Here is a 10,214-nt window from a genome sequence, read left to right as displayed (position 1 = left end):
GCCCCGGCCCCTCGGGGGGTTTCCACTCCTTTAAGTGGGCCGTGTCTGACTCCCAACCCCCCCCCCCCCCCCCCCCCACCCCCCAACCCCCCACCCCCCCCCTCCCCCCCCCCCCGCCCCCTTCGCCGTACGCGCGCGTCCGGGGGTCAGTCGGCCTTGCGGGAACCGCCGACGGCGGCGATCGGGCCGAGGGCCAGGAAGAGGTACGTCATGAAGTCGGCCTCCTCCTTCCAGATCTTCGTCACGGTGTCGAAGTGGTCGAAGAACACCTCGGAGAAGGCGACCCCGGCCCCTTCCGCCATCACCATCGACATGCCGACGAGCTGGCCGAGGTAGACCGCGCCGAGCGAGAAGAGGGCCGCCGCGCCGATGACCGCCGGGTGGGAGCCGCCGACCTTGGCGGCCGCGAAGCCGACGAGGAAGCCGACGCCGACCGCCGCGTAGCCGACCTCGCGCTCGATGGAGCCCGCGATCACGCCGTACAGGATGCCCGCGACGATCGCCGCGCCGAGGGCGACCAGCAGGCCGAGGGCCAGGTTGCGCGCGGGGCGCACCGGGGGCGGCGGGGCGAAGGGCGCGCCTCCGTGCGGGCCGGGCTGCTGGTGCGCGAAGGGGTTGCCGCCCGGAGCGGGCCGGCCGGGCTGACCGGCGTACGGGTTGCCTCCGACGGGTCCGCCGGCGTACGGGTTGCCCCCGGCGGGCTGCTGGGGCTGGTTCGGCGGTGGCACGGGCTGGCTCATGGCGGGCTCCCCCTGGGACGGCTGCGCACGACAGTGCGGGAGGCGCACGGCTGTGCGCTCGGTGACGCCGCAGGCTAGCAGGGCGCCCGGAGCCGGGCCCCGCCGTTTCCGGCGGCCCGTACCGCCTCAGAGCCGGTGGGCGGCCCCCGCCGGGGTGGCGCCGCGGGTGTCCAGGAGGAGTTGCGCCTTCACCGCGAGGCCCTGGAGGTCGTAGGTGCGGTGCTGCTGGAGCAGGACGGTCAGGTCCGCCGCGGCGGCCGCCTCGTACAGCGAGTCCGCGCGGGGGACGGGGCGTTCGCGCACCCGCCAGTCCTGGACGTGCGGGTCGTGGAAGCCGACCTGCGCGCCCATGTCCATCAGCCGGGAGGCGATCTCGCGGGCGGGGGCGGCCTCCTGGTCGGCGGTGTCCGGCTTGTAGGTGACGCCGAGGAGCAGCACGCGCGCGCCCCGGACGGACTTGCCGTGCTCGTTCAGCAGGGTGGCGCTGCGCTGGATGACGTAGCTGGGCATCCGGTCGTTGATCTCCTGGGCCAGCGAGACCATCCGCAGCGGGTGGCCGGGGGTGCGCGGGGTGTAGGGCAGGCAGCCGGGGTCCACCGGGACGCCGTGGCCGCCGACGCCGGGGCCGGGGCGGAAGGGCTGGAAGCCGAAGGGCTTGGTCTCGGCGCACCGGATGACGTCCCACAGGTCCACGCCGAGGTCGTGGCAGAGCACCGCCATCTCGTTGACCAGCGCGATGTTGACGTGGCGGAAGTTGGTCTCCAGCACCTTCGTCATCTCCGCCTCGCGCGGCCCGCGGGCCCGGACGACCTTGTCGGTGAGCCGTCCGTAGAACGCGGCGGCCGACTCGGTGCAGGCGGGGGTGAGGCCGCCGATGACCTTGGGGGTGTTGGCGTAGTGGTGGGTGCGGTTGCCGGGGTCGAGCCGGCCGGGGGAGCAGGCGAGGTGGAAGTCGCGTCCGGCGACCAGCCCGGAGCCCTCTTCGAGCAGGGGCCGCAGGACGTTCTCGGTGGTGCCGGGCGGCACGGCGGATTCGAGCAGCACGGTGGTGTGCGGGCGCAGGCGGGCCGCCAGCGCGCGGGCGGCGTCGCCCAGGGCGGTGAGGTCGAGGGTGCGGTCGGGGCCGAGCGGGGTGGGGGAGCAGAGCACGGCGGTCCGGACCCGGCCGAGCTCGGCGGCGTCGGTGGTGGGCCGGAACCCGGCGGAGAGCATCCGGCGGATCTCGGAGGCGGTGAGGGCCCCTTCGACCGGGGTGCGGCCGGCCCGCAGCTCCGTGCAGGGGCGCGGGTCGGGGTCGTAGCCGACGGTGTCGATTCCGGCGCTCACGGCGGCCTGGGCGAGGGGCAGGCCGAGGTGACCGAGTCCGACGACGGCGAGGTCTGCGGGCATGTGGAGAGCCGTCCTTCCCTAAGGCCGGAGAACGAAGATCGCAACTGCTGAGGACAGCGCAATGTCAGACTAGGCGTAAATATGACCTGAATGTCGCATTGCGCGGTTCCGGTCGCCGGGGTGTTGTCCACAGGCGGTGGCTGAACTCGGTGAGCGCGGACAGAATCGAGGGGTGGGCACGGGCGGCCGGCCCCTCGGCCGGGTGGCACTCCCGTGTCCGACCACCCCGATCCACCGGGAGGCAGCAGTGAGGACAGCGACACTGGGACCCGCCGAGCGCGCCGCCGCGCTCGCCGCCATGGCCGAGCGCGAACTGGACGTGCTGGTCGTGGGGGCGGGCGTGGTCGGCGCGGGCACGGCACTGGACGCCGTCACCCGAGGGCTCTCCACCGGGCTGGTCGAGGCGCGCGACTGGGCCTCCGGCACGTCGAGCCGGTCGAGCAAGCTGATCCACGGCGGGCTGCGCTATCTGGAGATGCTCGACTTCGCCCTGGTCCGGGAGGCGCTCAAGGAGCGCGGGCTGCTGCTGGAGCGGCTGGCCCCGCACCTGGTGAAGCCGGTGCCCTTCCTCTACCCGTTGCAGCACAAGGGGTGGGAGCGGTTCTACGCCGGTTCCGGGGTCGCGCTCTACGACGCGATGTCGGTCTCCTCCGGCCACGGGCGCGGCCTCCCCGTGCACCGCCACCTCTCCCGCCGACGCGCCCTGCGGGTCGCGCCCGCGCTGAAGAAGGACGCCCTGGTCGGGGCGCTCCAGTACTACGACGCCCAGATGGACGACGCCCGCTTCGTCACCACGCTGGTGCGCACCGCCGCCTCCTACGGGGCCCCCGTGGCGAACCGGGCCCGCGTCGTCGGCTTCCTCCGCGAGGGCGAGCGGGTCGTCGGGGCCCGCGTGCGGGACGTCGAGAGCGGCGGGGAGTACGAGGTCCGGGCCAAACAGGTGGTCAACGCCACCGGCGTGTGGACCGACGACACCCAGGGGCTCATCGGGGAGCGCGGGCAGTTCCACGTACGGGCCTCCAAGGGCATCCACCTCGTCGTCCCCAAGGACCGCATCCACTCCTCCACCGGCCTCATCCTGCGCACCGAGAAGTCCGTCCTCTTCGTGATCCCGTGGGGCCGGCACTGGATCATCGGCACCACGGACACCGAATGGGACCTGGACAAGGCCCACCCGGCCGCCTCCAGCGCCGACATCGACTACCTCCTCCAGCACGTCAACACCGTCCTCACCACCCCGCTCACCAGGGACGACGTCCAGGGCGTCTACGCCGGTCTGCGCCCGCTGCTGGCGGGCGAGTCGGACGCGACCAGCAAGCTGTCGCGCGAGCACACGGTGGCCCATCCCGCGCCCGGCCTGGTCGTCGTGGCGGGCGGCAAGTACACGACGTACCGCGTCATGGCCAAGGACGCGGTGGACGAGGCGGTCCACGGACTCGACCAGCGGGTCGCCCCCTGCGTCACCGAGGACACCCCGCTGCTGGGCGCCGAGGGGTACCGGGCCCTGTGGAACGCCGGGGCCCGCATCGCGGCCCGCACCGGGCTCCACGTCGCACGGGTGGAGCACCTGCTCAACCGGTACGGCTCCCTGACCGAGGAGATCCTCGAACTCATCGCGGCCGACCCCTCCCTGGCCGCGCCCCTGCCCGCCGCCGACGACTACCTGCGCGCCGAGATCGTCTACGCGGCCTCGCACGAGGGGGCCCGCCACCTCGACGACGTGCTGACCCGGCGCACCCGGATCTCCATCGAGACCTTCGACCGGGGCACCCGCAGCGCCCGGCTCTGCGCGGAGCTGATGGCCCCGGTGCTGGGCTGGGACCAGGGCCGCGTCGACCGGGAGGTCGAGCACTACGAGAAGCGGGTGGAGGCCGAGCGCGAGTCGCAGCGGCAGCCCGACGACCTGACGGCGGACGCGGCGCGGCTGGGGGCTCCGGACATCGCCCCGGCGTGAGCGGACCGGCCGCGTCGGGCGGGCCGTTCCGGTGCGGGGCGTGCGGACGGGGAGGCTCCGGGGGCGAGGCGGGCGGGTGTCGTGTCCGGTGCGGGGTGTGCGGCGCGGTTCGTCCCGGCGCGGAGCGTGCGGACGCGGTGGCTCCGGTGGCGGGGCGTGCGGGCGTCCTGACCCCCTGTCCAGGGTGTGGACAGGGGGTCAGGACGGCTTGTGCCCCGGCGCGGTGGGGATCCGGCGCCCCGGCGCGTCGCCATCACGCGTCGCCGCCCGCCCCGTTGACGGGACGTCGGCCGCCCCGCCGCGCGGGGGCCCTGGACGGGGAGGCGGGGTTGGTAGGAGGCTGTGGGGGCGGGGTGTGGTTCCCTGGGCGTGTCCGCCGCCGCACTGCCGGCCGGCGAACGCGCCGAGGGGGCGGTGGGCGGCCCCCGGACGCCGGTACGGCGAGGGGCTTCCCTCTCCGGGCCGCGTCGCGGCGGGGCCCGGACCCGGCACCAGGACCGGTCTCGGGGTGAGGGACAATGAACGCTCTGCCAGGGCGGGTTGATCGCAGAGGGGACGCATGTCGGAGGCGGAGCAGGCACAGGAGCCCCAACGGGACCAGGACGGGCGTCTCCTCGCGGGGCGCTACCGGCTCGGGGAGGTGCTCGGCCGGGGCGGCATGGGCACGGTCTGGCGCGCTGCCGACGAGACGCTGGGCCGTACGGTCGCGGTCAAGGAACTGCGGTTCCCGTCGGCCATCGACGAGGAGGAGAAGCGGCGGCTGATCACGCGCACCCTGCGTGAGGCCAAGGCGATCGCCCGTATCCGCAACACCAGCGCGGTGACCGTCTACGACGTGGTCGACGAGGACGACCGCCCGTGGATCGTCATGGAGTTGATCGAGGGCAAGTCGCTGGCCGAGGCGATCCGCGAGGACGGCACGCTGACGCCGAAGCGGGCCGCCGAGGTCGGGCTCGCCATCCTCGACGTGCTGCGCTCGGCGCACCGCGAGGGCATCCTGCACCGCGACGTGAAGCCGTCCAACGTGCTCATCGCCGAGGACGGGCGCGTCGTGCTCACCGACTTCGGCATCGCCCAGGTGGAGGGCGACCCCTCGGTCACCTCCACCGGGATGCTCGTCGGCGCCCCCTCCTACATCTCGCCGGAGCGGGCCCGCGGCCACAAGCCCGGACCGCCCGCCGACCTGTGGTCGCTCGGCGGACTGCTCTACGCGAGCGTCGAGGGCAGCCCGCCGTACGACAAGGGCTCGGCCATCGCCACGCTGACGGCCGTGATGACCGAACCGCTCGACCCGCCGAAGAACGCCGGGCCGCTCACCGACGTCATCTACGGCCTGCTCGACCGCGACCCCGAGCAGCGTCTCGACGACGCCGGCGCGCGGGCGCTGCTCAAGGCCGTGATCAACGGCCCCGACGAGTCCGCGCCCGTCGACTCCACCCAGCTCATGGCGCTGCCGACGGTGCCCGCCGCCGATCCGCTGGTCAAGCGGACGCCGAAGGCGGCCAAGGCCCCCAAGCCGCCGAAGCAGCCCACCGCGGCGGGCGAGACCGGCGAGGGGACGCGCGACCGGCTGCGCGGGGCCCTGCGCTCCGTACGCAACGCGAAGGCCGCGCCCGCGGCGGCCGCGGGCGCGGCGGCGGGCGTCGCCGCGGCCGCCCAGGCCACCCCGGCCGTCGCGGCCACCGGTTCGCCCGCGACGCCGCCGAAGCCGGCCACCCCGCCGGGGTCCCTCGGCGCGGCGTCCCCGGCGGCCACCGCCACCGTCACCGCGAGCACCGGAGCCGCCGGCTCGAAGGCCGCCGCCCGCCCGGCGGCGGCGGCGAACGCTCCCGCGTCCGCCGGGCGGCCCCCCTCCTCGACGCCGCCCGTCCGGGCCTCGATCACCGATGTGGTGCCCCGCCGCACCCTCGCGATCATCGCGGCCGTCGTGGCGCTGGCCGTCCTCGGCACGGTCCTCGCGCTCACCCTCGGCGGCGGCGACGAGGAGCAGGGCGGCCGGAGCGGCACCGCCGCCTCGGCCGGGCCCACCGGCGAGGGCGGCGAGAAGGGCGACGGCCGCAAGGAGAGCCAGGGCGCGGACAAGGGCCGGGCCTCCGACGACCCGTCCGACGCCCCCTCCGCCGACCCGTCCCAGGACAAGGGGACGGACGGGCCGGACGGCACGGGCGGCGCGCTGCCCGCCGGGTACGAGGCGGTCACCGACACCCGGTTCCACTTCGTCATGGCGATGCCCGCGGGCTTCTCGCGCACCGCCATCGCGGGCTCCAACTCCGGTGGCGTCTACAACGCGAAGCGGGGCGGCTTCCCCCGCGTCCAGGTCGACTTCACCGCCTCGCCCGGGGGCGACGCGGCCGCCGCCTGGCGCGGCGCGGTCGGGAGCGCCAAGGTGCTGAGCAAGGGCTACCGGCACATCGGCATCAAGAAGGTCGAGTACAACGGCTACCCGACCGTCGCGGACTGGACGTTCGAGCGCACCCAGAACGGCGTCCGCGTGAAGGTGCTCAACCGCGGCTTCAAGGTCGACGCCAAGCGCGGCTACTCGATCATGATCAGTTGCCGGGTGGACGCGTGGGACGCCGCCGAGTGCCGGACGCTGCGCGAGACGGCGTTCACCACGTTCGAGCCCAAGGGCTGACGAGTCGTCAGAGCCGGGGTCGGGCTGCGGAGAAGCGCGCGGCGGGCACCGGGCGGACCTTTGTTCGAGCCAGGTTGTCACGACCCGGCCCGTCTGTCCGTGCCGCCACGTATCGTAAGAGGCTGGAGACCGCGCGCGGCCCGGTTCGCAGGTCGATCGCCCGCCGACCGACCGGGACCGGACCGCCGCGCACGATCGTGACGGCCGGGGGACAGCGCGCTTCGGGGAGGCGTCGTGGACGACTACGCGGGTCGGGTGCTTGCCGACCGCTACCGCCTTCCGCTGCCCCCGTCCGACGGGTACGAACTGGTCGAAACACGCGCGTTCGACACGTACAGCGGGCAGGAAGTCCTGCTCCGCCAGGTGCCGTTGCCCGAGATCGTCGACGCGGAGGTGCTCGACGCCGACGGCCGCTCCTCCTCGGGACGCGCCGCCGGACGGGCGGTCCGCCGCAGCACGGACCCCGCGGTCCGGCGGGCGATCGAGGCCGCGCAGGCGGCCGCCCAGGTGCCCGACCACCCCCGGCTCGACCAGGTCTTCGACGTGTTCGCCGAAGCGGGGTCCCTGTGGATAGTGAGCGAGCTGGTCGCGGCGCGCCCGCTGGCCGCTCTCCTGGCCGAACGCCCCCTGAACCCCTACCGGGCCGCCGAGATCGGCTCCGACGTGCTGACCGCCCTGCGCGTGCTGCACGCCCACGGCTGGACCCACCGCAACATCACCGTCCGCACGGTCCTGGTCTGCGATGACGGCCGGGTCGTGCTGACCGGCCTCGCGGCGGGCGCCGCCGAGGAGGCGCTGTGCGGCTACGCCCCCGTTCCGGAGCCCGACGAGGACCTGGCGGAGGCCCTCGACGCCCACGACCTCCCGGCCGTCGAGCGGGACCCGGACGACGAGGACTTCCCCGACGCGCACACGCTCCCGCCGGCCGAGGACTTCGAGGACGGCGAGGATCCCGAGGACTTCGAGACGGGCGAGGACGGCGACGACCGCGAGGGCCGGAGCGGTTGGGAGCGGCCCGTGCCGCCGCTGCCGCAGGGGTACGCCTCGCGGTGGGACGAGGATCGCGCCCTGCCCCCCGGCCAGGAGCGCGGCCCCCTCCCGCAGCAGCGGGCGGACCAGGGCTGGGGCGCGCCCCCGGCGCTCGGCCCCGCACCGGACGCGGACGAGGTGTACGAGGCGTACGTCGAGGACGAGGCGTACGACGCGGAGGAGCCGCGCGAGGCGCACGCCACGGGCGAGACGTACGGGCCGTACGGCCAGGGCGACGCGGAGGACGCGTACGGCACCGGCGAGGCGTACGCACCGCGTGGTGCGGGAGACGCGGACGGGCCGCACGCCGCGTACGGGCCGTACGGAGCGGACGCCCCGTACGGCCCCCGCGAGCCCTACGCGCCCCAGACCTCCCACGGCATCCCGCAAGGCCCTCGCGCGCCCCAGGCGTACGGGGCCGAGGGCTCCCGCGGCGAGCAGGGGCTCGGCGCGCGCCCGGCCCCCTCCGCCGTTCCGTACGCCGCCGAGTCCGAGCCGGGCGCGGAGAGCGCCGCCCGCGCGCGGGCCGCGCGCGCCGGGGCCATCGCGGCCTACCGGGCGGGCGCGCGCGCCGCCGCCCGGATCACCGACGATCGGCAGCCCGCCGACCCCGCGAAGCCGCTCCCGCCCGCCCCCGGCGACGACGCCGACACCGGCGTGCTCCCCCGCACGCGGCCGGCCGACGCCCCCGGCGCGCCCCGGCTGCCCGGCCCGCCCTGGACGGCCCGTGCCGAGGAGCCGTACGCCGACGACACCGACGACGATGACGACGAGGGCCCCCGGCCGCCGGTGCGCCGCGTCCACCTCGCCGGCGTCTGGGACGACGGGCCCGGCGCCGGGCGCCCCGTGCCCGCGGGCGGGTCCGGGGAGGACGCGCTGCGCGCCGACTCCCGGCGGCCCGGCGCCCCGGCGGCGAAGCCGCCCGTCCCCACCGTCCGGCCCCCCGCCGGGCGGGACGCCCCGCGGGCCTGGGAGGACGCCGTCGCGGGCGGCCGCGAGCCCGACGCCTACCGCGGCCCCACCACCCCGCTCGCCGCCGAACGCGCCCGGCAGGCGCGGATCGCCGTCGTCGGGGCCGTCACCGAGCGCTGGGCGCCCGAACAGGCGGGTCCCGTCCACGACAACTGGCGGCTCGCCCCTCCGATCGGCCCCTCCACCGACCTGTGGGCGCTCGGCGCGCTGCTCTACCGCGCCGTCCAGGGCCACGCCCCCTACCCGGAGGACAACGCCGCCGAGCTGGTCCAGATGGTGTGCGCCGAGCCCCCCGCCTTCGCGGAGGAGTGCGGCCCGCTGCGCCCCGTCGTCGAGTCCCTGCTGCGCCAGGACCCCACGGAGCGGCCGGACGTCGAGGAGCTGAGCGGCTGGCTGCGCTCGCTGGTGCGGTCCGCCCCGGAGCCGGAGGCGGGGGTCGACGTGGTCCCGCTGCCGGCCGACGCCGGCCGGCTCCCCGTCGTACGCCGCCGGGGCGAGCTGGTCCGCAGGCGGTGGAGCCGCTTCGGCAGGAGCGCGGCCCAGGGCCGGCACCGCCAGGGCGGGCGGCAGGCGCCCCAGGAGCACGGGGGCGTCCTCCCGCCGGTCGGGGACGACTCGCTGCTGCCGCCCGAGCGCCCCGCGCCCGTGCCGGTCGGGGCGTGGGAGGACGAGCGCCCGGCCCGGCCGCCGCGCACCCCCAAGGGCCCCCGCGTCCTGCGGGAGCCGCCGCGCCGGGGCGAGGGCGCGGCCCCCAGGCGGCTGGGCCGCCTGCTGCTGGTCCTGATCCTGCTGCTGATGGTGGCCGCCATCGCGTACGCCGTGATGTTCATGCCCCGGCAGGAGCCCGCCCGGCAGGGCGGGGCGCAGGGCGCGCCGACCGCTCCCGCCGCCTCCGCCGGTGCGGGGAACGCCTCGGGGGTGCCCCAACCGCCCGCCCCCGCGGAGGAGTCGGCCGAGACCGGGTCGCAGCAGCCGCAGACCAGCCGCTCCGCCGTCGCGCTCACCCCCGGCTACACGCTCCGCGAGGACCCGGAGGGCTTCGCGGTCGGCGTGCCGAAGGACTGGCGGCGCAGCCCCGCCAACACCGACCGGCAGATCCGGTACGCCGGCGACGGGTTCACCCTGCTGGTGGTGCCCGGCCGCGACACGGTCAAGGCGGCCGGCAGCGACCCGCTGGCCTACCAGCGGGACAAGGAGCCGGAGTTGCAGCCGTTCCGGGACTCCAGTTGGTCCTCGTCCTCCGGGCTGCGCCGCGTCGACGTCGGCCGGCAGTCCATGGCCGAGGGCCAGTTCACCTGGCAGGAGAGCGGCGGCCGCGAGGTGTTCGTCCGCAACCTCGCCCTGATCGTCGACGGCCGCTACCACATCGTCCAGGTCATCGGGCCCGAGAGCGAGCGCGACCGGGTCGGCGAGATCTACCGGCAGGCCGTCGCCTCGTACCGGGTCGATCGCTGACCGCACCTCACCAACGGTGCGTGACAGCTCCGTTGCGGGT

General features: G+C 76.1%; 5 protein-coding genes. 3 read left to right on the top strand and 2 right to left on the bottom strand.

Translation table 11 applies throughout. From position 1 onward, the window contains the following. Positions 1–146 precede the first annotated feature (146 nt). Together ACZ6EJ_RS24755 and ACZ6EJ_RS24750 are read right to left on the bottom strand one after the other, a co-directional pair. Complete coding sequence (locus tag ACZ6EJ_RS24755; protein WP_469270105.1) at positions 147–740, bottom strand: hypothetical protein; 594 nt, start codon at positions 738–740, stop codon at positions 147–149. Positions 741–866: 126 nt separating this feature from the next. Beyond that, on the bottom strand, positions 867–2,129 hold the full coding sequence (locus ACZ6EJ_RS24750; protein ID WP_469270103.1) for a nucleotide sugar dehydrogenase: 1,263 nt from the start codon (positions 2,127–2,129) through the stop codon (positions 867–869). Positions 2,130–2,376: 247 nt separating this feature from the next. On the opposite strand from ACZ6EJ_RS24750, the gene ACZ6EJ_RS24745 reads away from it, so the two are divergent. The 3 genes from ACZ6EJ_RS24745 (at position 2,377) to ACZ6EJ_RS24735 (ending at position 10,174) form a co-directional block, all read left to right on the top strand. Then, a complete protein-coding gene (locus ACZ6EJ_RS24745; RefSeq protein WP_469270100.1) occupies positions 2,377–4,083 on the top strand; it encodes a glycerol-3-phosphate dehydrogenase/oxidase in 1,707 nt (568 codons plus the stop codon). A gap of 559 nt (positions 4,084–4,642) precedes the next feature. Further along, entirely contained in the window at positions 4,643–6,718 is a 2,076-nt protein-coding gene (locus tag ACZ6EJ_RS24740) for a serine/threonine-protein kinase (protein ID WP_469270097.1), read from the top strand. A gap of 234 nt (positions 6,719–6,952) precedes the next feature. Continuing rightward, positions 6,953–10,174 (top strand): protein kinase, encoded by a 3,222-nt coding sequence (locus tag ACZ6EJ_RS24735; RefSeq protein ID WP_469270095.1) that lies wholly within the window; start codon positions 6,953–6,955, stop codon positions 10,172–10,174. Positions 10,175–10,214 lie beyond the last annotated feature (40 nt).

This window comes from Streptomyces sp. NPDC041970, from assembly GCF_055588985.1.
The sequence above is the reverse complement of the archived record's forward strand: the minus strand, read 5'-3'. Positions and strand labels throughout refer to the sequence as shown.

What these genes read in the sequence shown, in the direction of transcription:
- ACZ6EJ_RS24755 (WP_469270105.1), bottom strand. Translation starts at nt 740, where the DNA reads ATGAGCCAGCCCGTGCCACCGCCGAACCAGCCCCAGCAGCCCGCCGGG.
- ACZ6EJ_RS24750 (WP_469270103.1), bottom strand. Translation starts at nt 2,129, where the DNA reads ATGCCCGCAGACCTCGCCGTCGTCGGACTCGGTCACCTCGGCCTGCCC.
- ACZ6EJ_RS24740 (WP_469270097.1), top strand. Translation starts at nt 4,643, where the DNA reads ATGTCGGAGGCGGAGCAGGCACAGGAGCCCCAACGGGACCAGGACGGG.